General features: G+C 62.7%; 10 protein-coding genes. 4 read left to right on the top strand and 6 right to left on the bottom strand.

Features of this window, described 5'->3' with window-relative positions; translation table 11 throughout:
• Positions 1–35: 35 nt before the first annotated feature.
• From KGA88_RS11280 to KGA88_RS11260, 5 genes are read right to left on the bottom strand one after another with little or no spacing between them, the layout of a single operon-like run.
• Positions 36–833: an enoyl-CoA hydratase/isomerase family protein gene (locus KGA88_RS11280; protein ID WP_110657457.1), complete on the bottom strand. Its 798-nt coding sequence runs from the start codon at positions 831–833 to the stop codon at positions 36–38.
• A complete protein-coding gene (gene atuD, locus KGA88_RS11275) occupies positions 830–1987 on the bottom strand; it encodes a citronellyl-CoA dehydrogenase (RefSeq protein WP_110657459.1) in 1158 nt (385 codons plus the stop codon). Before atuD ends, KGA88_RS11280 begins: the two co-directional genes overlap by 4 nt.
• A 24-nt stretch (positions 1988–2011) precedes the next feature.
• Positions 2012–3628 carry a geranyl-CoA carboxylase subunit beta gene (gene atuC, locus KGA88_RS11270; protein WP_223591013.1) on the bottom strand — a complete coding sequence of 539 codons (1617 nt, stop codon included), beginning with the start codon at positions 3626–3628 and terminating at the stop codon, positions 2012–2014.
• Between the two features lie 3 nt (positions 3629–3631).
• Positions 3632–4501, bottom strand: coding sequence for an SDR family oxidoreductase (locus KGA88_RS11265; protein ID WP_110657463.1), 870 nt, complete (start codon positions 4499–4501; stop codon positions 3632–3634).
• Between the two features lie 12 nt (positions 4502–4513).
• Entirely contained in the window at positions 4514–6316 is a 1803-nt protein-coding gene (locus KGA88_RS11260; protein WP_223591001.1) for an acyclic terpene utilization AtuA family protein, read from the bottom strand.
• Positions 6317–6495: 179 nt separating this feature from the next.
• Here KGA88_RS11260 and KGA88_RS11255 point away from each other — a divergent pair, with 179 nt between their 5' ends.
• From KGA88_RS11255 to KGA88_RS11245, 3 genes are all read left to right on the top strand, one after another.
• Positions 6496–7122, top strand: a complete 627-nt coding sequence (locus KGA88_RS11255; RefSeq protein WP_110657467.1) for a TetR/AcrR family transcriptional regulator — start codon at positions 6496–6498, stop codon at positions 7120–7122.
• 93 nt (positions 7123–7215) lie between these two features.
• Positions 7216–8034, top strand: a complete 819-nt coding sequence (locus KGA88_RS11250) for a substrate-binding periplasmic protein (protein WP_110657469.1) — start codon at positions 7216–7218, stop codon at positions 8032–8034.
• A gap of 75 nt (positions 8035–8109) precedes the next feature.
• Complete coding sequence (locus KGA88_RS11245; protein ID WP_223590999.1) at positions 8110–9123, top strand: GNAT family N-acetyltransferase; 1014 nt, start codon at positions 8110–8112, stop codon at positions 9121–9123.
• 127 nt (positions 9124–9250) lie between these two features.
• On the opposite strand, the gene KGA88_RS11240 is transcribed toward KGA88_RS11245, so the two are convergent.
• Complete coding sequence (locus tag KGA88_RS11240; RefSeq protein WP_095946262.1) at positions 9251–9799, bottom strand: RNA polymerase factor sigma-70; 549 nt, start codon at positions 9797–9799, stop codon at positions 9251–9253.
• Between the two features lie 383 nt (positions 9800–10182).
• Here KGA88_RS11240 and KGA88_RS11230 point away from each other — a divergent pair, with 383 nt between their 5' ends.
• Positions 10183–23181, top strand: coding sequence for a non-ribosomal peptide synthetase (locus KGA88_RS11230; RefSeq protein ID WP_223590997.1), 12999 nt, complete (start codon positions 10183–10185; stop codon positions 23179–23181).
• The last annotated feature ends 249 nt before the right edge of the window (positions 23182–23430 follow it).

Raw genomic sequence — 23430 nt, 5'->3', positions numbered from 1 at the left:
TTCAAATGTGGGAGCGGGCTTGCTCGCGAAGCTTTTCAGGGGGCCCACCCCGGTTTGCGTTTTTGCACGAAGGCCATCGTTCCCTCGATGCCTTCGGCTCCAGTCACCGCTTCGCTGAACCATTGCGCCGCTTGATCAAGCAACTCATCCGGCGGTTGTCCGGCACTGGCCAGCAAGAGTTTCTTGGTCATCGCATTCGCCTCGGGTGCACAACACAACACATGGGCCAAGACCTCATCGAGACGCTCGGCCAGGGCCTGTGGATCATGCTCGACAAAATGCACCAGCCCCATGCGGCGCGCCTGGGTACCATCAAAACGCGCTGCCGTCAGGGCCAGGCGCCGGGTCTGGGTCAGGCCGATGCGTTGCACCACGAACGGTACGATCTGTGCCGGCAACAGGCCGAGGCTGGTTTCCGGCAGGCCGAATTGCGCCTGGTGATCGGCCAGGGCGATATCGCTGACACAGGCCAGGCCGAAACCGCCGCCGAGCACTGCACCTTGCAGTACGGTAATTACCACTTGTGGCGCCTGTTGCACCTCTTGCAGGAGCGCACCGAACACTCGATTCGTGTCGCGGTGTGCGCTCGCGCCCTGAGCACGGGCACTGGCCATATCCTTGATGTCACCGCCGGCACAGAAGTGCCCACCGACGCCGCCGATCACCAGGGCGCGAACCCCTGGTCTATCGCGTACCGCGGCCAGCACCGAGCGCAGTTCGGCGACCATCTGCAAGCTCATCGCATTGCGGCATTCCGGACGGTTGAGGGTGATGTGCAACACGCCGTTGTGCAGTTCCAGCAACAAGGTCTGGCAAACCGGCAGGCTGCTCATTTCTTTTTCCCCGGCAAAATGCCCATCAGTTTGCAGATGATTCCCAGCATGATTTCGTCGGCGCCGCCGCCAATCGACACCAGCCGTACGTCACGGTAGGCACGGGCCACCGGGTTGTCCCACATGAAGCCCATGCCGCCCCAATACTGCAGGCAACTGTCGCTGACTTCGCGGCCCAGGCGCCCGGCCTTGAGCTTGGCCATCGACGCCAGGCGCGTGACGTCCTGGCCCTTGATGTATTGCTCGGTGGCCTGATAGACCAGCGCCCGCAGGCATTCGATTTCGGTCTGCAGTTCAGCCAGGCGGAAGTGGATCACCTGATTGTCGATCAGCGCGTTACCGAAGGTCTTGCGCTCCTTGCAGTATTCGATGGTGCTGTCGACGCAATACTCCAGGCCCTTGATCATGTTGGCCGCGCCGAACAGGCGTTCCTCCTGGAACTGCAACATCTGCATCATGAACCCCGCGCCTTCATGGCCGATGCGGTTGCGCTGCGGCACGCGCACATTGTCGAAAAACACCTGGGCGGTTTCCGAACTGCGCATGCCGAGCTTGTCCAGGTGCGAGCTCAGGCTAATGCCCGGAGTCTTCATCGGCACCATGATCAGCGACTTGTTGATGTGCGGTTTGTCGTCCGAGGTGTTGGCCAGCAGGCAGATGAAGTCGGCGCTCGGCGAGTTGGTGATCCACATCTTGCTGCCGTTGATCACGTAGTCGTCGCCGTCTTTGCGTGCGGTGGTTTTCAGCCCGGCGACGTCGGAGCCGGCGCCGACTTCGGAGACGCCGATGCAGCCGACCTGATCGCCACTGATGGCCGGGCGCAGGAATTCGTCGCGCAGTTCATCGGAGCCGAAGCGTGCCAGTGCCGGGGTGCACATGTCGGTCTGCACGCCGATGGACATCGGGATGCCGCCGCAATGGATGGTGCCGAACTCTTCGGCGGCGACGATCGAGTAGCTGTAGTCGAGCCCCATGCCGCCGAATTTTTCCGGCTTGGAAATGCCCAGCAAGCCGAGGTCGCCGGCCTTGCGGAAGATGTCGTGGATGGGGAAGCGTCCGGCCTTTTCCCACTCCTCGACGTAAGGGTTGATGTCGTGCTCGACGAATTGACGCACGGTGCGGCGCAGTGCTTCGTGTTCCTGGGTGAAAATCATTTTTATTGTTCTCCTTGAGCCGGCCTAGAACCGGGCTACGCCAAAACTGTTGGCTTGCAATGGCCGCACCTCGGCCTCGTGACAGACGTCCAGCAAGTAACCCAGCAAGGTCCTTGTATCGCGCGGGTCGATCAAGCCGTCGTCCCACAGGTTGGCGCTGCCGTAGAGCGCCGTGGACTGGCTGTCGAGTTTTTGCGCGGTGACCTGTTCGAGCATGTCGAGCATTTTCGGATCGGGCACCAGGCCGTCCTTGGCCTGTTTGGCTTCGGTGACGATACGCAGCACTTTGCCCGCTTGCGCGCCGCCCATCACGGCGGTGCGGCTGTTGGGCCAGGCGAAGATGAAGCGCGGGTCGAGGCCACGTCCGCACATCGCATAGTTGCCAGCACCGTAGGAGCCACCGACGACGATGGTCAGCTTCGGTACCCGGGCGTTGGCCACCGCTTGAATCATCTTCGCGCCGTGTTTGATCACACCTTGCTGTTCCGATTCGGTGCCGACCATGAACCCGGTGGTGTTGTGGAAAAACAGCAGCGGCGTCTGGCTCTGGTCGCACAGCTGGATGAACTGCGCGGCCTTGCTCGCGCCTTTTGGCGTGATCGGGCCGTTGTTGCCGATGAAGCCACAGGCGCGGCCCTGAATTTTCAGGTGACCGCAGACGGTTTGCTGATCGAACTCGCCCTTGAATTCAAGAAAGTTCGAAGCGTCGGCAATCCGCGCGATGATCTCGCGCACGTCGTAGGGTTTTTTCGGGTCATCCGGGATCAGGCCGAGCAGTTCGTCGATGGGGTAGAGCGGTTCGTCCCAACGCCGTTCGGGGCGTTGCGGCAGCTGTTCGTTCCACGGCAGCAAAGCGACGATCTCGCGTACCTGGCGCACACCGTCGGCGTCGTTTTCAGCCAGGTATTCGGCGGTGCCGGCGGTTTGTGCGTGCATCTCGGCGCCGCCCAGTTCTTCATCGGTGGCGACTTCGCCGGTGGCGGCCTTGAGCAGTGGGGGGCCTGCGAGAAACAGTTTGGCCTTGCCACGCACTACCACCACGTAATCCGACAGCCCCGGCTGATAGGCACCGCCCGCCGTGGCCGAGCCGTGCACCACGGTGACTTGCGGCAAACCCATGGCCGACATCCGCGCCTGATTGGCAAAGCTGCGCGCGCCTTCGACGAAAATCTCCGCCGCGTAGTTGAGGTTGGCGCCACCGCTTTCGGCCAGGGTGATCACCGGCAGTTTGTTTTCCATGGCGATCTGTTGCAGGCGCAGGGATTTTTTCAAACCGCTGGGGGAAATGGTCCCGCCCTTGATGGCACTGTTGTTCGCCACCACCAGCACGCGCACGCCGGACACGTAGCCGATGCCGGCGATCAAGCCACCACCGGCGGAGCTGCCGTCCTTGTCGTCGTGCAGCTTGTAGCCGGCCAGGCTGGCTAGCTCGAGAAACGGCGCGCCGGGGTCGAGCAGTAGATTCAGACGCTCGCGGGGCAGTAACTGACCGCGCTTTTCGAATTTTGATTTGGCTTCGGCCGCCTTGTTCAGCAAGTTCTGTTCGAGCGCGCGAACTTGCTCGATGGCGTTCAGCATCGCCGCGCGGTTCTGGGCGTACTGCTCGCTGTGGGGATCGAGTAACGACTGAATCACTGGCATGGATTATTCCTTGTCCTTCAGTACGTCGGGTATGTAGGCGCGATGGAACCCGTTGTACGACTCGCTGTTGGTCGCCTTGTGGATCGGCCAGGCGCGCCCGCCGAGGCTGGCGGCGCCGTCGATGCGCAGGGTGCTGCCGCTGACGAACGCCGCTGCCGGGCTGAGCAGGAAAACAATCGCCGCGCTGACTTCCGATTCGCTGCCGATGCGCTTGAGCGGCACGTGTTCACGCAGGGTCGGGATCACGGCCTTGAAGGCGCCTTCGTAGGTGTCCATGCCGCTGGAGGCAATCCAGCCCGGCGCCACGGCGTTGACCCGCACTCCGGCATGACCCCATTCGTACGCGGCAGTCTTGGTCAGGTTGTCCATGCCCGAACGTGCCGCGCCGGAGTGACCCATGCCGGGCATGCCACCCCACATGTCGGCGAGCATGTTGACGATGGCACCGCCGTGCTTGCTCATGGACTGGTTGAAGACTTCCCGGGCCATCAGGAAACCGCCCACCAGATTGGTGCGCATCACGGTTTCGAAACCCTTCTGGTTGATCGAGGCCAAGGGCGAGGGGTATTGCCCGCCCGCATTGTTGACCAGGCCGTGAATGGGGCCAAACTTGCGGATCAGCTCACTGACCAGATGCGTCACGGCTTCTTCCTCGCGGATGTCGCACACCGCCCAATCGGCCTTGCCGCCGTCGTCGGCGATCTCCGCCGCAACGGTTTTGAGCTTGTCGGCCTTGCGCCCGACCAGCAGCACATGGGCGCCGAGGGCCGCCAGTTCGTGGGCGGTGCAGCGGCCGATGCCACTGCCGCCACCGGTGACGATGATGTTTTGGCCGGCAAACAAATCGGCTTTGAAAATCGAGTCGTAGGCCATGGCGGCAATCCTCTAGTTGAACTGGTCGGCGATGCGCTGCGGCACCGGAATCTGGATTTCCAGCAGTTGCTGGGCGAAGGCTTTGCCTTGCGGATCGATTCGCAGGCTGGCGACACCGCCGCCGCCGAGGGCGTTTTCCAGCAGGAAATTCAGGCTGTGGCTGGCGGGCAAGTACCAGCGCTCGACTCGCCCGTGGATGGGATCGAGGACGTGGCCCATCCAGTCGACGATCACTTCCGGGGTCAAGGCTTCGGCGATCCAGGGCAGGAATTCGGGCGCGCGGGCCATGACGCCGATGTTGCTGTGGTTGCCCTTGTCACCGGAACGGGCGACCGCCAGTTTGACCAGGGCCACGCTGGCGTCGGCCAGGCCAGCCGGTTTTGGTGGAGTGAGCGGGGCTGGCAGGTCCAGCGGGTCGAGGACATCGAGGGCGGGCAGGGCACACCGGTGGCGCTGGCCCATGCAATCAATGTCCAGCGTGCAGGCGGTTTTGTCGATGAGGAACGAGAACAGCCGGATCAGTGGATACACCGTCGGCCGGCCCCCGACAATGCCGGTCAGCCCCGGTGCCATGCCGGTGGCGGCCTGGGCAATTTCCCGGGAGAACACGATCAATGCGCGCTTGTCCGGATGGCGCACCGCGAGTTTGATCACCACTTCGCGGCTGTCCTGGCGCTGGCCGTGGGGGCCGTAGGTGGCCTCGCTGCCCAGCAACTCGATATTCACGTCGCTATAGGGTGCCCAGCCGCGCTGGCGGAACATTTCCGAGGTCTTGTTGATGATCGCAGCGCTGACCCGCCGCGCCTTGTCGACGGCATCGATGCCGGCAATCAGGCAACTGGCGGTGCAGCGAAAACCATCGGGGTACGTGGCGCTGACCTTGTACTGAGCGGTCGGCGGCAGGCCTTTGGCGCCGTGCACCTGCACCGCGTTCTTGCCTTGCTGCAGCAGTTTGACCTGAGTGAAATCGCACACCACGTCGGGCAGCAGGTACGCCCGCGGGTCACCGATTTCATACAACATCTGTTCGCCCACCGTCAGCGGCGTGACCAGCCCGCCGGTCCCTTCGGGTTTGCTGACGATGAACTGGCTGTCGGCGCTGACTTCGACGATGGGAAAGCCGATGTGTTCGTAGTCGGGGACGTCGCGCCAGTCAGTGAAATTGCCGCCGGTGCACTGGGCGCCGCATTCGATGATGTGCCCGGCCAACGCGGCCTGGGCGAGCTTGTCGTAGTCGTGCCACGACCAGCCGAACTCATGCACCAATGCAGCGCTGACCACCGCACTGTCGACCACGCGCCCGGTGATCACGATGTCTGCCCCCAGGCGCAAGGCTTCGACGATGCCGGGTGCGCCGAGGTAGGCATTGGTCGAGACGCACATCGCTGGCAGGGGCGCGCCGCTGAACATTTCATGAATGCCCAGGTTGCCCAGCTGTTTGAATTGCGGTTGCAGGTCATCACCCAGCAGCACGGCGATCTTCAGCGCCACCCCGGCTTTGTCGCAGGCCGCTTGCAGGGCGGCGGCGCACGCTTGGGGATTGACCCCGCCAGCATTGCTGATAACCCGGATGTTGTGCTGCGCGAGTTGCGGCAGCAAGGGCGCGAGCACTTCGATGAAATCGCCCGCGTAGCCGGCCTGGGGATCTTTCATCCGTGCGCCGGCCATGATCGACAGGGTGATCTCGGCCAGGTAATCGAAGACCAGATAGTCCAGATCCCCATGTTCCACCAGTTGCGCGGCAGCGGTCGAGGTATCGCCCCAGAAGGCGCTGGCGCAACCGATGCGAATTGTTTTTGGCGCAGTCCGTTCCATAGCCACCTCCAACCGAAGTGCATCGACATTACCAAGCAAGCGCTTGGTTTGTAAATGACTTGGTTATCTTCTGCCCAAGCGCTTGCTTGGTTGCATCCATGAGCTTAAATTGCCCGCGCAACCCCGCTGTTTTCGGGGGGGATCGGCGTTATTGATTGATCGACTGTAGGAGAGAACGGGTGGACGAGCAAAAAGCCCTGAGGGTCATGCGCGAATTGGTGGACGACGGCCAATTGACCGATCCGGACAGCGCCCGGGGCAAGCTGCTGCAAGTGGCGGCCCACCTGTTCCGCAATAAAGGCTATGAGCGCACGACCGTGCGCGACCTGGCCGGGGCCGTGGGCATTCAGTCCGGGAGTATTTTCCATCACTTCAAAAGCAAGGACGAAATCCTGCGCGCCGTGATGGAAGAAACCATCCGCTACAACACCGCGTTGATGCGTGCGGCCATCGCCGAGGCCGGCAATGTGCGCGAGCGGGTGCTGGCGCTGATCCGCTGTGAATTGCAGTCGATCATGGGCGGCAGCGGCGAGGCCATGGCGGTGCTGGTCTACGAATGGCGCTCGCTGTCCGAAGACGGCCAGGCCAAGGTCCTGGCGCTGCGCGATGTCTACGAAGACATCTGGCTGCAAGTACTGGGCGAAGCCAAGGCCGCCGGGTTTATCCGCGGTGATGTGTTCATTACCCGACGCTTCCTGACCGGTGCATTGTCCTGGACCACCACCTGGTTTCGCGCCGGCGGTAGCATGAGCCTTGATCAGTTGGCCGATGAAGCGTTGATTCTGGTGCTGGAAGACCGGCAATAAGCTTGTATTGGCCAGCATTAAACTGGCTAACTGGACAAAAGCGCCTAGCTTGAAGGCATTGATGCCGTTTTACTGGGGAGTGGGGTTGTTTTGATGGGTTCGCCAATTCGGATGGCCTCGCGGCTTTTGCTGGCGATGCTTGCGGTGTCAGCGATGGTGCCGTCCCAGGCTGCGCAACAGGTGCGCATTGGTGCCGCGCACTTTCCGCCCTACACCGTGCGCCCGGAATCCGGGGCGGACACCGGGTTGCTGCCGCAACTGGTCGAAGCCCTGAACGCATCGCAAAGTGACTACCAGTTTGTCCTGGTGCCCACGTCCATACCCCGGCGCTTCGGTGACTTCAAGCAGGGCCGGATCGACATGGCCATCTTCGAAAATCCTGCCTGGGGTTGGGAAGACATTCCCCATACAGCCGTCGACATGGGGCTGGAAGACGCCGAGATTTTTGTCGCGCAACGCTTGCCCGACCGGCAGCAAAGCTATTTTGCCGACTTGAGCGGCAAGCGCCTGGCACTGTTCAGCGGCTATCACTACGAGTTCGCCAACTTCAACGCCGAGCCGCAGTACCTGACGAAAAACTACAACGCCACGCTGACCTATTCCCATGACAGTAATCTGCTGATGGTGTTGCGCGGGCGGGCCGACATCGCCCTGGTTACGCGCTCTTATCTGAACGACTACTTTTTGCGCAATCTGAAAGTCGCCAACGAGTTACTGGTGTCCGATCGCATCGATCAGATCTATCACCACTACGCCATTGTGCGTCCGGCCGCGCCCATCAGTGGTGAAGCCTTCGGCAAGTTGTTGCAAGGCTTGCGGGACAACGGCCAGATGCTGAGGATTTTCGATCCGTACAAGATTGCGGTGGTGCCTGTCCCGCACAGCGAATCGGCGCCACAAGTCGCCAATTGACGGACTTTGCCTAAATTTCCCATCGTGGCTCACGTCACCTCGTTGAACTGTCGACGATTATCGTGAGCCCGCCCCATGTCCAATCTGAATGACCTGACGGCCCTGTGCCTGCCCAATGGCAGTCGTCTTGCTGCTGATGAAAGCGAAAGCCGCCTGAGCCTCAGTCTGGAGGGGCAACCGTTGCTCACCCTGCGGCTGGTTCGTGGCCCCGAGTTGCACGTGCACCTGCAAGAGCGATTCAACCGCCCTGAAGGACAGGCGTTGTGGGCGGCCTGTTACTGGTTGTTTTCCCGCGACCCGGACTGTCAGCGCCTGGTCTGGCAGCTGCAGGACGTGCCAACCGAAGTCGTGTTGAGCGGCTTGCTGGTCTCGACTTCCGTCAGCGGCCAGTATCACTGCGAGCGCACTTTGTTCTGGCAGTTGCCGCAGCCGTGGCTGGGGCACTCCCTGACCGGCAGTTATCCGCAGCAAATGGTGATCACCGGCGGCAAGCGTCATCCGTTGCGACCGGTCAAGCCCCGGGGTGAAGTGTATCGACGCTTCGATGCGCGGCTGGGGGCCTGGGTTTCTTTGCGTACGCTGGAAATCGAGCAAGACCTGGCGCGCTTCAATTGCTGGCAGAACAGCCCGCGTGTCGCCAGTTTCTGGCAGGAGGAGGGCGGCCTCGAACAGCATCGCGAGTACCTGGGCAAACTCGAGGCCGACCCGCACACCCTGACGCTGATCGGTTGTTTCGACGATCAACCGTTTGCTTACTTCGAAGCCTACTGGGCCAAGGAAGATCGCATCGCGCCGTTCTACGCGACCGGCGATTACGACCGTGGCATCCACATGCTGGTGGGCGAGGAAAACCATCGTGGTCCGCACAAGGTGGCGAGCTGGTTATCGGCGCTGGTGCACTACCTGTTTCTCGATGATCCGCGTACGCAGCGCGTGGTTGCCGAACCTCGGGCCGATAACGCGAAGATGATCGGGTACATGCAGAACCAGTGCTTTCACTGCGAGAAAGAGTTCGACTTCCCGCACAAGCGCGCGGCTTTGATGATGTTGGGGCGGGAGCGGTTTTTTGATCGTTGTGAGTTGGCGTGATGTTTGAGGCTCAAGATTCGTTGCGGTCTTGAGTCAGCCTTCGCGAGCAAGCCCGCTCCCACATTTGAAATGCATTCCCTTGTGGGAGCGGGCTTGCTCGCGAAGGGAGCTCCGCCGATTTCAGATCTTACTGGCGGGCAGCCATATCTCCACGATTGCCCGACACCTTGCGGCAGTGCACCAGCGCATCGCGGATCATGAAGTTCACCAGGGTCGGCGATACACCGAGCTCCTTGGCGATGTCTTTTTGCGGTACGCCGTGCAGGCGATACATCTCGAAGGCATAGCGGGTGCGACTCGGTAACTCGGTCAACGCGTCGGCGATGTGCTCCAGCGTCGAGAAATTGATATGCGACGTTTCCGGTGACGCACCCTGGATCACCACATTCAACCCTTCTTCTTCAGGACCGGAATACTTCTGCTCCAGCGCCTGCTTGCGGTAGTGGTCGATCGCCAGGTTGCGCACGATCTGGAACAGGTAGCTGAGCTGAGCCTTGATCGAGCTGGTGATGGGCGGGGCCGATTGCAGCCGGAAGAACGCGTCCTGCACAACATCCTCGGCGCGTGAACGGCAACCGGTAATTCGGGCTGCGATCTTCACCAGAATCAGTCGATTGTCGACGAATGCCTGAAGTAGCGGTGTATCGCACCTGCTTGTGGACACTGGTTCCATCATGGAAATCACCCTGCTGCCAAAAGGTTAGTGGGACGGGGGATAAACCGGGGGGCCGTCCTGCACAATCGAGCGACAAATTAGGCTTAATGATAATGATTGTCAAATGAGAAAAAGAACTAATGCGCTATAAAAGTGCAGAGTGAGAGCTGCGACACGCTGACGCACCACAGCCCGCTTGGTGTTCCAGCCTGGCGACTAATTATTTCCAGACGTCATCCGTTCTCATTGGTGAATTGCACAGCGCAACCTTCATCACCCTGTAGGAGCGAGCTCGCTCGCGATGGTCGTCAACGATGACGATGGGCGCCTGACACCCCGCGGTGTTCTCCGGATTTTCGCGAGCAGGCTCGCTCCTACCAAGCCGAAATCAGGCAGGAAACCTCATGACCGACGCGTTCGAACTCCCCAGCACAATGGTCCAAGCCCTTCAGCGCCGAGCGGCCCTGACGCCGGATCGGGTGGCCTTGCGCTTTCTCGCCGAGACCCCGGATCAGGCTGTGGTGCTCACCTATCGCGAGCTGGATCTGCGGGCGCGGACGATTGCCCGCGCATTGCAGGCTCAAGCGGATATTGGCGACCGTGCCGTATTGCTGTTCCCCAGCGGCCCGGATTACGTCGCGGCATTCTTCGGTTGCCTGTACGCCGGGGTGATCGCGGTGCCGGCCTATCCGCCGGAGTCGACGCGCCGTCATCATCAGGAGCGGCTGTTGTCGATCATCAGCGATGCCCAGCCGCGCTTGCTGCTGACCCGTGCCGGCCTGCGCGACGCCTTGCTGCAAATCGAAGGGGCGCCACCGTTGCTGTGTGTCGATACCCTTGACGCTGCGCTGGCCGAGCGCTGGGTCGCGGCGGATTTGCAGAACGATCACATCGCCTTCCTGCAATACACCTCCGGCTCCACCGCGCTGCCCAAAGGCGTGCAGGTCAGCCACGGCAACCTGGTGGCCAACGAGCTGTTGATTCGCCACGGTTTCGGCATCGATCTGAACCCCGACGACGTGATCGTCAGCTGGCTGCCGCTGTACCACGACATGGGCCTGATCGGTGGCCTGCTGCAGCCGATTTTCAGCGGCGTGCCTTGCGTATTGATGTCGCCGGCGTACTTCCTTGGCCGGCCGTTGCGCTGGCTGGAGGCGATCAGCGAATACGGCGGCACCATCAGCGGCGGGCCGGATTTTGCCTATCGCCTGTGCAGCGAGCGGGTCAGCGAATCGGCCCTGGAACGGCTTGACCTGAGTGGCTGGCGCGTGGCGTATTCCGGTTCCGAACCGATTCGCCTCGACACCCTGGAACGCTTCGCCGAGAAGTTCGCGACCTGCGGCTTCACCGCGGACAACTTCATGGCCTCCTACGGTCTGGCCGAAGCCACGCTGTTCGTGGCCGGTACAGCCCGTGGCCAAGGCATTGGCAATCTGCGGGTGGACGATCTGGCCCTTACGCAAAACCGCGCCGAACCGGGCGAAGGCAGCCCGATCATGAGTTGCGGCGTCAGCCAGCCTGAACACGCCGTGCTGATTGTCGATCCGGCGTCGCTCACTGCGATGGGCGACAACGCAGTCGGGGAAGTCTGGGCCGCAGGGCCGAGCATCGCCCACGGCTACTGGCGCAACCCTGAAGCCTCCGCCAAGACCTTCGTCCAGCATGCCGGCCAGACCTGGCTGCGCACCGGTGACCTGGGCTTCATGCGCAACGGCGAGCTGTTCATCACCGGTCGCTTGAAAGACATGCTGATCGTGCGCGGGCACAACCTGTACCCACAAGACATCGAGCAGACCGTCGAACGTGAAGTGGAGGTGGTGCGCAAAGGGCGCGTCGCCGCGTTCGCCGTCAACGTGGACGGTCAGGAAGGCATCGGCATCGCCGCGGAAATCAGCCGCAGCGTGCAGAAAATCCTGCCGCCCGAAGCGTTGATCAAAGCCATCCGCCAGGCCGTTGCCGAGGCGTATCAGGAAGCACCGAGCGTGGTGGTGCTGCTCAATCCGGGCGCTATGCCGAAGACCTCCAGCGGCAAACTGCAACGCTCGGCGTGCCGCAATCGCCTGGTGGACGGTAGCCTCGACAGCTATGCGGTGTTCCCGCCGGCCAGCTCCGAAAGCGCAGGTCAGATCGAGTCGGGCTCGGAACTGCAAAGCCTGATCGGCCGGATCTGGTGCGAGCAGTTGCAGGTCAAGCAGGTGGGCGCCGACGATCACTTCTTCCTGCTTGGCGGCAACTCCATTGCAGCCACGCAAGTGGTCGCGCGTCTGCGTGAAGAACTGGGGCTGGAGCTGAACCTGCGCCTGCTCTTCGAAGCGCCGACCCTGGCGGCTTTCGCCGATGGAGTGGCCCGCCAGCAACAGGACGGTGGCCTGGCGCAGGGCGCGATCACTGCGCTGTCGCGCCAGCAACCGATGCCGCAATCGCTGGCACAAAACCGTCTGTGGATCACCTGGCAACTCGACCCGCAGAGCAGTGCCTACAACATTCCAGGTGGCTTGCGTCTGCGTGGCGAGCTGGATGAAGACGCCTTGCGCGTGAGTTTCCAGCAGTTGATCGAGCGTCATGAATCCCTGCGCACACGCTTCTTCGAGCGTGACGGCGTGGCGTTGCAGCAGGTCGATCCGGCCGCCGGGTTCAACCTGCAAATGATCGACATCAGCGACCTGCCGGTTGCCGAGCGAGAAGCCCGAGCGCTGCAAATCCGCGAGGATGAAGCGCGTACCCGGTTCGATCTGGAGCAAGGCCCGCTGCTGTGGGTGACGCTCGTGCGCCTCGACGACGAGGATCACCAGTTGCTGGTGACCCTGCACCACATCATTGCCGATGGCTGGTCGTTGAATGTGCTGATCGACGAGTTCTCGCGGTTGTACACGGCCGCTTCCCAGGGCCAGCAAGCGCTGCTGGCGCCATTGCCGACGCAGTACGCCGATTACGGCAGCTGGCAGCGCCAATGGCTGGCGCAAGGGGAAGGCGAACGGCAACTGGCTTACTGGAAAGCCCGGTTGGGCGACGAGCATCCAGTGTTGAGCCTGGCCACCGATCATCCGCGCTCGGCACAACAACTGCGCAGTGCAGCGCGCCACAGGGTGCGCCTGGGGGCGCCCCTCAGCGATGCCATTCGCCAGACCGCCCAGGCCCATGAATCCACGCCGTTCATGCTGTTGCTCGCGGCGTTTCAGGGACTGTTGCACCGCTACAGCGGCCAGCGTGATATTCGCATCGGCGTGCCCAATGCCAACCGTCCGCGCCTGGAAACCCAAGGGCTGATTGGCTTCTTCATCAATACCCAGGTGCTGCGCGCGCAGGTGGATTCGCGCCTGCCATTCGTTGAGCTGCTGGCACAAACCCGACTCGCCGCGCTGGATGCCCAGGCCCATCAGGACCTGCCGTTCGAACAACTGCTTGAAGCCTTCCCGCAGGCCCGCGAGCAGGGTCTGTTCCAGGTCATGTTCAACCACCAGCAACGCGACCTCAGTGCCTTGAAACGCCTGCCGGGCTTGTTGGCCGAAGAGCTGCCGTGGCATAGCCGCGAAGCCAAGTTCGATTTGCAATTGCACAGCGAAGAAGACCGTAACGGTCGCCTGACCTTGTCCTTCGATTACGCCAGCGAGCTGTTCGATACCGCGACCATCGAGCGTCTGGCCGAGCATTTCAGCAACCTGCTGCAAGCCATCTGCGAGCAACCGGCCACCGCCATCGGTGACCTGCCATTGTTGACGGCCGCCGAGCAGCATCAGCAATCGGGCTGGGCGAGCGCGGTGTGCGCAGCGGCCGATCAATGGCTGCCCGAACGGCTCAACGAGCAGGCACGCCAGACGCCACAGCGCACCGCGCTGCTGTGGGACGGCGGCAGCCTGGACTTCGCCGAACTGCACACCCGGGCCAATCGCCTGGCCCATTACCTGCGTGACAAAGGTGTCGGCCCGGATGTCTGTGTGGCGATCGCCTGCGAACGTTCGCCGCAACTGCTGGTCGGCCTCCTGGCGATCATCAAGGCCGGTGGCGCCTATGTGCCGCTCGATCCGGACTACCCGGCCGAGCGCCTGGCCTACATGCTCAACGACAGCGGCGTCGAATTGCTGCTGACGCAAACCCCATTGCTGGAGCGCTTGCCGGCGACGGATGGCGTCAGCGTGATCGCCATGGACGCCCTGCATCTGGAGAGCTGGCCAAGCCATGCGCCGGGGTTGCATCTGCAAGGCGACAACCTCGCCAATGTGATTTACACCTCCGGTTCCACCGGCCAGCCAAAAGGCGTCGGCAACACCCACGCGGCGCTGGCCGAGCGCCTGCAATGGATGCAGGCCAGCTATCGCCTGAACGAAACCGACGTGCTGATGCAAAAGGCGCCGATCAGTTTCGACGTGTCGGTGTGGGAGTGCTTCTGGCCGCTGATCACCGGTGCACGTTTGTTGATTGCCGGTCCCGGTGAACACCGCGATCCGCATCGCATCGCGCAGCTTGTGCAAGCCTACGGCGTGACCACGTTGCACTTCGTGCCGCCACTGCTTTCGTTGTTCATCGACGAACCGCTGAGCGCTGAATGCACCAGCCTGCGTCGAGTGTTCTCCGGAGGGGAAGCCTTGCCTGCGGAACTGCGCAACCGGGTGTTGGCGCAACTGCCGGCGGTGCAATTGCACAACCGCTACGGACCGACCGAAACCGCGATCAACGTCACCCATTGGCATTGCTCCAGCGCCGACGGCGAACGCTCACCGATTGGCCGACCACTGGGCAACGTGATCTGCCGCGTGCTCGACAGCGATCTCAATCCGGTTCCGGCCGGTGTGCCGGGCGAGCTGTGCATCAGCGGCGTTGGTCTGGCCCGTGGTTACCTCGGTCGCCCGGCGTTGACCGCTGAACGATTCGTCGTCGACCCATTGGGTGAGTCGGGCACGCGCCTGTATCGCACCGGCGACCGGGCGCGCTGGACGGCGGACGGCGTGATCGAATACCTCGGCCGTCTCGATCAGCAGGTCAAGCTGCGCGGGTTCCGCGTTGAGCCGCAGGAAATCGAAGCACGCTTGCTGGCCCAGGACGGCGTTGCGCAGGCCGTGGTGCTGGTGCGCGAAACCGTGGCCGGTGCGCAGCTGATTGGTTACTACACCGCGGCGGACAATGCCGGGGATGAAGGCGGGCAGACCGCCCGCCTGAAAAACGCACTGGCCACCGAACTGCCGGAATACATGGTCCCCGCGCAACTGATGCGCCTGGATGCAATGCCCCTCAGCCCTAGCGGCAAACTCGACCGCCGCGCTTTGCCGGAACCGCAGTGGCAGGTGCGCGAACACGTCGAGCCAGTGACTGAGCTGGAACGACACATCGCCGGTATCTGGCGCGAAGTGCTGGGCCTGGCACAGGTCGGCCTGCGCGATGATTTCTTTGCCTTGGGCGGCCACTCGCTGCTGGCCACGCAAATCATCTCCCGCACCCGCCAGGCCTGCGACGTCGAGTTGCCGCTGCGGGCGCTGTTCGAGCACAGCGAACTTGGTGCATTTGCCGAACAGGTTCGCTTGATCCAGGCCAGCGGCAGCACCAACAAGCAGCCGCCGATTGAAAAAGTCGACCGCAACCAAGTAATACCGCTGTCCTATTCCCAGCAGCGCATGTGGTTCCTCTGGCAGATGGAGCCGGACAGCCCGGCCTACAACGTCGGCGGCATGGCGCGCCTGCGCGGCGTGCTGGATGTCGCGCGTTTTGAAGCGGCGCTGCAAGCCTTGATCATGCGCCACGAAACCCTGCGCACCACCTTCCCGAGCATCGACGGCGTCGCCCGTCAACACGTGCACGGGCAATCCGATGTGCGCATGGCGTGGAAGGATTTCACGGTGCTGGATGCCGAAAGCCGCGAGTGGCAGGTCCAGCAACTGGCCGACGACGAAGCGCACCAGCCGTTCGACCTGGAAACCGGGCCGTTGCTGCGCGCATGCCTGGTCAAGACTGCCGAGCAAGAACACTACCTGGTGCTGACCTTGCACCACATCGTCACCGAAGGCTGGGCGATGGATATTTTCGCCCGGGAACTCAGCGCGCTGTACGAAGCCTTTGTCGATGACCGTGAATCGCCGCTCGCGCCTTTGCCGGTGCAGTACCTGGATTACAGTGTGTGGCAGCGTCAGTGGCTGGAGTCCGGCGAGCGTCAGCGCCAGCTCGATTACTGGACCACGCAACTGGGTCGCGAACACCCGCTGCTGGAGTTGCCGGCCGACCGTCCGCGTCCGCCGGTGCAAAGCCACCAGGGTGAGTTGTACCGTTTTGACCTGAGCGACGACCTCGCCGCACGAGTCCGCGCCTTCAATGCGCAGCATGGCCTGACATTGTTCATGACCATGACCGCCGCCCTGGCTGCAGTGCTGTATCGCTATAGCGGCCAGACCGATTTGCGCATCGGCGCGCCGGTGGCCAACCGCATTCGCCCGGAAAGCGAAGGGCTGATCGGGGCGTTCCTCAACACCCAGGTGCTGCGTTGCCAGCTCGACGGGCAGATGTCCGTGAGTGAACTGTTCGAGCAGGTACGCCATACGGTGATTGAAGGCCAGTCCCACCAGGACCTGCCGTTCGATCATCTGGTGGAAGCCTTGCAGCCACCGCGCAGCGCTGCCTACAACCCGCTGTTCCAGGTGATGTGCAACGTACAGCGCTGGGAGTTCCAGCAAAGCCGCACCCTGGCCGGCATGACGGTCGAGTACCTGGTCAACGATGCACGGGCGACCAAGTTCGACCTCAACCTGGAAGTCACCGACCTCGACCATCGCCTCGGTTGCTGCCTGACCTACAGCACCGATCTGTTCGACGAGCCGCGCATCGCCCGCATGGCTACGCATTGGCGCAACCTGCTGGAGGCGCTGATTGCCGATCCGCAGCAACGCTTGAGCGAATTGCCGCTGCTGGACGCTGGCGAACGGCAACATCTGCTCGACAGCCTTGGTGTCGAACCGGGCGAACATCGACTGGATCAGTGCATCCATCAGCTGTTCGCCGAGCAAGCCCTGCTGCGCAAGGACGCTCCGGCCCTGACCTTCGCCGGGCAGACCCTGAGCTATGCCGAGCTCGACAGCCGTGCCAATCGCCTTGCATGGATGTTGCGCGAGCGCGGTGTCGGGCCGCAGGTTCGTGTGGGGCTGGCACTGGAGCGCTCGCTGGAAATGGTCGTCGGCCTGCTGGCGATCCTCAAGGCCGGCGGCGCCTATGTGCCGCTCGATCCGGAGTATCCGCTGGACCGCTTGCATTACATGATCGAAGACAGCGGCATCGGTCTGCTGCTCAGCGATGCCGGGATGTTCAAGGCCCTCGGTGAGTTGCCGTCAACGGTTGGCCGCTGGTGCGTGGAAGAAGACGCGGCCGCGCTTGCCAGTTACCCAGCCTCCGAGCTGCCGCTGATCAGCCTGGCACAGCATCACGCCTACCTGATTTACACCTCGGGCTCGACCGGTAAACCCAAAGGCGTGGTGGTGTCCCACGGCGAAATCGCCATGCATTGCCGCGCGGTGATCGAGCGCTTCGGCATGCGCCCGGACGACTGTGAACTGCACTTCTACTCGATCAACTTCGACGCCGCCACCGAACGTTTGCTGGTGCCGCTGCTCAGCGGCGCGCAGGTGGTGTTGCGGGCGCAAGGGCAGTGGGACGCGCAAGAAATCTGCGGCCTGATCCGTCGTCATCAGATCAACGTCCTGGGTTTCACCCCGAGCTACGGCAGCCAGTTGGCGCAGTGGCTGGCAACGCAAAATGAAGTCTTGCCGGTGCGCATGATCATCACCGGCGGCGAAGCGCTGACCGGTGAACACCTGGCGCGCATTCGTGCAGCATTCACGCCGAACCTGTTCTTCAACGCCTACGGCCCGACCGAAACCGTGGTCATGCCGCTGGCCAGCCTCGCGCCTGAAGTGCTGGAAGAGGGCGCCGGCAGTGTGCCGATCGGCAGCGTGATCGGCGACCGCGTGGCCTACATCCTCGATGCCGATCTGGCGTTGGTGCCGCAGGGTGCGACTGGCGAGTTGTACGTGGGTGGCGCTGGCCTGGCGCAGGGTTATCACCAGCGGCCGGGCATGTCCGCGGAGCGCTTCGTGGCCGACCCGTTTGCCGCCAATGGCGGGCGTATCTACCGCACCGGCGACCTGGTACGCCAGCGCGACGATGGCCTGGTGGAATACCTGGGACGGATCGACCATCAGGTGAAAATTCGCGGCTTCCGCATCGAATTGGGCGAGATCGAAACCCGTTTGCTGGAGCACGAGTCGGTCCGTGAAGCGGTGGTGCTGGCCCTCGATGCTCCGAGTGGCAAGCAACTGGTCGGTTACCTGGTCAGTGACATCGCCGGGCAGAGCGAAGCGCAACACAGCGTATTGCGCGAAGCCCTCAAGGCACACTTGAAGTCGCAGCTGCCGGACTACATGGTGCCTACGCACCTGATCCTGCTCGAGTGCATGCCGCTGACCGCCAACGGCAAACTCGACCGTCGTGCACTGCCGGCACCGGACCCGGAGCTGAACCGCCAGCAGTACGTGGCGCCGAGCAACGAGCTCGAACTCACGCTGGCGCAGATCTGGTGCGAAGTGCTGAACGTCGAACAGGTCGGCCTCAACGACAACTTCTTCGAACTGGGCGGCGACTCGATCCTGTCGATCCAGGTGGTCAGCCGGGCGCGGCAGCAGGGTATTCACTTCAGCCCGCGCGACCTGTTCCAGCACCAGACGGTGCAGACCCTCGCCGCCGTGGCCACGCGCACCGAGCAGGTCAGCGCCGAACAAGGCCTGATCATGGGCGAGTCGCGACTGACACCGATCCAGCACTGGTTCTTCGACACCGATATTGCGCAACGCCAACACTGGAACCAGGCAGTGTTGCTGCAACCGACAGCACCTCTGGAGTCCCATCGCCTGGAGCAAGCGCTGCTGGCGGTCATCGAGCAGCACGATGCCTTGCGCCTGCGCTTCAGTAAGGTCGCCGGTCAGTGGCAAGCACAGCATCAGGCGATTTCCGACGCGCCGGTGCTGTGGCAGGTGCGTGTTTCGTCGATGGATAAATGCCCCGCCCTGTTCGCCGATGCCCAACGCAGCCTCGACCTCGAAGAAGGACCGCTGATGCGTGTGCTGCTGGTCGACGGTCCCGAGGGCCAGCAACGGCTGTTCATCGCGATTCACCACTTGGTGGTCGATGGCGTTTCATGGCGCGTGCTGCTGGACGACCTGCAAACTGTGTACCGCCAACTCGACGCGCAGCAGTCCGTGAAACTGCCGGCGAAAACCAGCGCCTTCAAGGATTGGGCCGCACGCTTGCAGGCTTATGCCGGCAGCGAGTCCCTGCGTGAAGAACTGGGCTGGTGGCAGACGCAATTGGCCGGACCGAGCGCCGAACTGCCGTGCAATCGCCCGGACGGCGGTCGGCAGAATCGTCATGCGCAAACCGTCAGCGTGCGCCTCGACAGCGAGCGCACCCGGCAATTGCTGCAACAGGCGCCGAGCGCCTATCGCACTCAGGTCAACGACCTGTTGCTGACCGCATTGGCCCGGGTGCTGTGCCGCTGGAGCGGTCACGCATCGGCGTTGATCCAACTGGAAGGTCACGGCCGCGAAGCGTTGTTCGAGGAAATCGACCTGACCCGCAGCGTGGGCTGGTTCACCAGCGCCTACCCGTTGCGCCTGACCCCGTCGAACATTGAAGAAGCCGCCGGGCAGGGCGCTTCGATCAAGGCGATCAAGGAGCAGCTGCGCGCCGTGCCGCACAAAGGTTTGGGTTATGGCGTGCTGCGGTATCTCGCCGATGACCTGAGTCGCCAGAGCATGGCCGGGTTGCCGTTGGCGCCGATCACCTTCAACTACCTGGGGCAGTTCGACCAGAGCTTTGCTGCCGATGCGCTGTTCCATCCGCTGGATGAAGCCATCGGCGCGGCGCACGATGCCAATGCACCGTTGCCCAGCGAGCTGAGCGTCGACAGTCAGGTGTATGGCGGTGAACTGGTGCTGCGCTGGACGTTCAGCGCCGAACGCTTCGATGCGCAAACCATCAACGATCTGGCCGACGCTTACTTGGGCGAGCTGCAAAGCCTGATCGAACATTGCCTGCGTGACGATGCCGGTGGCCTGACGCCGTCTGACTTCCCGTTGGCGCAGCTCAACCAGACGCAACTGGATGCGCTGCCGGTTCCGGCCGCTGTCATAGAAGACGTCTACCCGTTGACGCCAATGCAGGAAGGCATGCTGTTGCATACCTTGCTGGAGCCAGGCACCGGCCTGTACTACATGCAGGACCGCTACCGCATCAACAGCGAGCTCGATCCGCAGCGTTTCGCCCAGGCCTGGCAAGCGGTGATCGCCCGCCACGAAGCGTTGCGCGCGTCGTTCTGCTGGAACGTCGGCGAAGAGATGCTGCAAGTGATCCACAAACCGGGCAGCACGCCGATCGAGTACCTCGACTGGGGCGACATGGCCGAAGCCGGGCAAGAGCCGAAGCTGCAAACCCTGCTCAAGACCGAACGCGAGGCGGGTTTCGATTTGCTCAACCAGGCACCGTTCCACTTACGCCTGATCCGGGTCGGTGCGGCGCGCTACTGGTTCATGATGAGCAACCACCACATCCTCATCGATGCCTGGTGCCGTTCGCTGTTGATGAACGATTTCTTCGAAATCTATAGCGCCCTCGGCGAAGGCCGCGACACTCAGTTGGCCGTGCCGCCGCGTTATCGCGACTACATCGGCTGGCTGCAACGCCAGAGCCTGGCCGAAGCGCGGCAATGGTGGAAAACCAACCTGCAAGGCTTCGAACGGACCACGCCGATCCCGAGCGACCGGCCAATCCTGCGCGAACACGCCGGCGACAGCGGCGGCATGATCGTCGGTGACTGCTACACAAGGCTCGATGCCCGTGACGGTGCGCAATTGCGCGAACTGGCCCAGGCCCATCAGCTGACCATCAACACCTTCGCCCAGGCGGCGTGGGCGCTGGTGCTGCGGCGTTTGAGCGGCGATCGCGACGTGCTATTCGGCGTCACCGTGGCCGGGCGTCCGGTGGACATGCCGCAGATGCAGCGCACCGTCGGCCTGTTCATCAACAGCATCGCGCTGCGGGTGAAAATGCCCGAGGACGGCCAGCGCTGCAGCGTGCGCCAGTGGCTCAGCGGTCTGCTCGACAACAACATGCAACTGCGCGAGTACGAATACCTGCCGCTGGTGAACATCCAGGAGCAAAGCGAACTGCCCAAAGGCCAGCCGCTGTTCGACAGCCTGTTCGTGTTCGAAAACGCCCCGGTGGAAACCTCGGTGCTGGACCGTGCGCAGAGCCTCAACGCGACCTCGGACTCTGGCCGCACCCACACCAACTTCCCGTTGACGGCGGTGTGCTATCCAGGTGATGACCTGGGCTTGCATTTGTCCTACGACCAGCGCTACTTCGATGAGCCGACGGTCGAGCGCATGCTCGGCGAGTTCAAGCGTTTGCTGCTGGCGCTGGTGGATGGCTTCCATGGCGACATGGCCGACCTGCCGTTGTTGGGTACCGAGGAGCAGGACTTCCTCCTCCATGGCTGCAACCAGAGCGAACACGACTATCCGCTGGAACAGAGCTACGTTGCGATGTTCGAAGCCCAGGTCGCGATGCACCCGCAGCGGATTGCCGCCAGTTGTCTGGACCGCCAGTACAGCTATCTTGAACTGAACCAGCGCAGCAACCGTCTCGGTCATGCGTTGATTGCCGCCGGTGTCGGTCGGGATCAACCGGTAGCCTTGCTGGCCGAACGCAGCCTCGAATTGCTGGGCATGATCATCGGCAGCTTCAAGGCCGGGGCGGGCTACCTGCCGCTGGACCCGGGTTTGCCGAGCCAGCGTCTGAATCGGATCATCGATCTGAGCCGCACGCCATTGCTGGTGTGCACGCAAGCGTGCCGTGAGCAGGCGCAGGCCCTGCTCGACGAGTTCGGCTGCTCCAGCCGGCCACGGCTGCTGGTCTGGGAGGAAGTCCAGGCCCTTGCGCTGCCGGCGGACAATCCTGGGCGTTACAGTAGCCCGGATAACCTGGCCTACGTGATCTACACCTCCGGCTCCACCGGTTTGCCGAAGGGTGTCATGGTTGAACAGCGCGGCATGCTCAACAACCAGTTGAGCAAGGTGCCGTACCTGAACCTGAGCGACGCCGATGTGATCGCGCAAACCGCCTCGCAAAGCTTCGACATTTCCGTGTGGCAGTTCCTCGCCGCGCCGTTGTTCGGTGCACGGGTGGACATCGTGCCGAACACCATCGCCCATGATCCCCAGGGCTTGCTGGCGCATGTCGCGACCCAGGGCATCACCGTGCTGGAAAGCGTGCCGTCGCTGATCCAGGGCATGCTCGCCCAGGAGCGCATGAGCCTCGACGGCCTGCGCTGGATGCTGCCGACCGGTGAGGCAATGCCCCCGGAGCTGGCGCATCAGTGGTTGCAGCGCTATCCGCAGATCGGCCTGGTAAACGCCTACGGCCCGGCGGAGTGCTCGGATGATGTGGCGTTCTTCCGTGTCGACCTGGCCTCGACCCGCGGCAGCTTTTTGCCGATCGGTACGCCGACCGACAACAACCGTCTGTACCTGCTCGACGGGGCGCTGGAGCTGGTGCCACTGGGGGCGGTGGGTGAGTTATGCGTCGCCGGCACTGGAGTCGGCCGCGGCTATGTCAGCGATCCATTGCGCACGGCACCGGTGTTTGTGCCGAACCCGTTCGGCGCGCCGGGCGAGCGGCTGTATCGCACCGGTGACCTGGCCCGCCGTCGCAGCGATGGTGTGCTGGAATACGTCGGTCGTGTCGACCATCAGGTGAAGATCCGTGGTTACCGCATCGAACTGGGTGAAATCGAGGCTCGCCTGCATGAACAACCGGAAGTCCGCGATGCGGCGATTGCCGTGCAGGAGGGCGTCAACGGCAAGCATCTGGTTGGCTATCTGGTCGCAGGCGATGCTTCGCTTGATTCAAGCGAGCGACTGGAGCGAATCAAGCTGCGACTGCGTGCCGAACTGCCGGAGTACATGGTGCCGCTGCATTGGTTGTGGCTGGACAAACTGCCGCTCAATGCCAACGGCAAACTGGATCGCAAGGCACTGCCGGCGCTAGAGATCGGCCAGATTGGCAGTCAGGATTACCTGGCACCGCGCAATGACCTGGAGCAGACCCTGGCCGACATTTGGGCCGAGGTGTTGAAGGTCGAACGGGTGGGTGTTCGCGACAATTTCTTCGAACTGGGCGGGCATTCGCTGCTGGCCACGCAGATCGCTTCGCGGGTGCAGAAAACCCTGCAACGGGACGTGCCACTGCGGGCGATGTTCGAGTGCAGCACGGTGGAGGAACTGGCCGGGTATATCGATGGATTGGCGGCGAGTGAGATCACCGAGGAGAAGGTGGATCGCTTGAATGATTTGATGGCGGAGTTGGAGGGGTTTTGATTCTCTAGCGTTTACGGGGCTTCTTCGCGGGCCCCGCTCCCACAATGGCTTGTGGTGGATACATCATTTGTGGCCACCATTGATCCCTAAGGGAGCGGGCTTGCCCGGGTAGAATCCGCAGACATGCGCCGCTGTGGGCGATGTATTAGGGCAGCGCGGTGGAGGAACTGGCCGGGTTCGACCACGGGTTAGTGGCGAGCCGGACTCTGCCGAGTCACCTTGTGCACATTGGGGCGCTACAACCGTCTT

It is taken from the genome of Pseudomonas sp. A-R-19 (assembly GCF_019956575.1).
Lineage (GTDB): Bacteria > Pseudomonadota > Gammaproteobacteria > Pseudomonadales > Pseudomonadaceae > Aquipseudomonas.
The sequence above is the reverse complement of the archived record's forward strand: the minus strand, read 5'-3'. Positions and strand labels throughout refer to the sequence as shown.

Coding starts and splice junctions, on each gene's coding strand:
- KGA88_RS11265 (WP_110657463.1), bottom strand. CDS start 4,501: ATGGCCTACGACTCGATTTTCAAAGCCGATTTGTTTGCCGGCCAAAAC.
- atuC (WP_223591013.1), bottom strand. CDS start 3,628: ATGCCAGTGATTCAGTCGTTACTCGATCCCCACAGCGAGCAGTACGCC.
- KGA88_RS11245 (WP_223590999.1), top strand. CDS start 8,110: ATGTCCAATCTGAATGACCTGACGGCCCTGTGCCTGCCCAATGGCAGT.
- KGA88_RS11260 (WP_223591001.1), bottom strand. CDS start 6,316: ATGGAACGGACTGCGCCAAAAACAATTCGCATCGGTTGCGCCAGCGCC.
- KGA88_RS11240 (WP_095946262.1), bottom strand. CDS start 9,799: ATGATGGAACCAGTGTCCACAAGCAGGTGCGATACACCGCTACTTCAG.
- KGA88_RS11230 (WP_223590997.1), top strand. CDS start 10,183: ATGACCGACGCGTTCGAACTCCCCAGCACAATGGTCCAAGCCCTTCAG.
- KGA88_RS11280 (WP_110657457.1), bottom strand. CDS start 833: ATGAGCAGCCTGCCGGTTTGCCAGACCTTGTTGCTGGAACTGCACAAC.
- atuD (WP_110657459.1), bottom strand. CDS start 1,987: ATGATTTTCACCCAGGAACACGAAGCACTGCGCCGCACCGTGCGTCAA.
- KGA88_RS11250 (WP_110657469.1), top strand. CDS start 7,216: ATGGGTTCGCCAATTCGGATGGCCTCGCGGCTTTTGCTGGCGATGCTT.